This is a genomic window from Vibrio sp. 1562, from assembly GCF_033340155.1.
Lineage (GTDB): Bacteria > Pseudomonadota > Gammaproteobacteria > Enterobacterales > Vibrionaceae > Vibrio > Vibrio alginolyticus.
Genome location: NZ_JAWOVY010000120.1, coordinates 1 through 1,052, shown reverse-complemented (window position 1 = coordinate 1,052; position 1,052 = coordinate 1). Strand labels below are relative to the sequence as shown.

Sequence of the window (1,052 nt, the reverse complement as noted above, 5' to 3'; positions counted from 1 at the left end):
ACGCTGTCTATCCAATCGGCGTCAGTGCCGAGTGAGCAAGGGACAGTCGAGATTGTTGACGGCAAGTTGGTGTTCACACCGGCCGAGAACTTCCATGGTGATGCTGAAATCACTTACACCGTTAGCGATGGTGCACTGACTGACCAAGCGACGGTCAACGTCACCGTGAATGCGGTGAACGACACGCCTGTGGTTGAAAGCAACCTCGCAGACCAAACCTTGGCGGAAGATTTCACGCCATACAGCATCAATCTGAATACCGCTTTCAGCGATGTGGATAACGTGGATGGCGAGTTAACGTTTAGCGTCTCTGGCAACAGCAACATTCAAGTGGCGATCGTCAATGGTATTGCTACGTTCACTCCAACGGCGGACTGGAACGGCTCTGAAATCCTAACGTTTACGGCCACCGATCCAAGCGGTGAAAGCGTCAGCCAAACGGTGAACTTCACAGTAGCGCCTGTGGCGGACATCGTGGCAGACAACGCGACGGTTGTGGAAGACACGCCGACCATCATCAAGGTCTTAGGTAACGACACGTTCGAAGGCGACGACAAAGTGGTGTCGCTGGATACCAATAACGGTCCAGCCAACGGCACGGTCTCGGTCAACCCGGACGGCAGCGTGACCTACACGCCGAACGACAACTACCACGGCACAGACAGCTTCACGTACATCGTTACCTCCGGTGGGGTCAGTGAATCCACCACAGTGAACGTCGATGTGACGCCAGTGAACGATGCGCCAGTGGCAAACGATGATACCGCTGTTACTGACGAAGACACGCCAGTGACAATTGATGTCCTGCCAAACGACACCGACATTGATGGCGATACGCTGTCTATCCAATCGGCTTCCGTACCTGAAACACAAGGTACAGTTGAGATCGTTGACGGAAAACTGGTGTTCACACCGGCCGAGAACTTCCATGGTGACGCCGAAATTACTTACACCATCACCGATGGTGCACTGACCGACCAAGCGACGGTCAACGTCACCGTGAATGCGGTGAACGACACGCCTGTGGTTGAAAGCAACCTCGCAGACCAAAC

Annotated in this window: 1 protein-coding gene; it reads left to right on the top strand. The window is 54.2% G+C overall.

The window, feature by feature from the left end:
* A partial coding sequence (locus tag R7Z49_RS23615) for a tandem-95 repeat protein (protein WP_318112156.1) occupies positions 1-1,052 on the top strand: 1,052 nt, incomplete at both ends.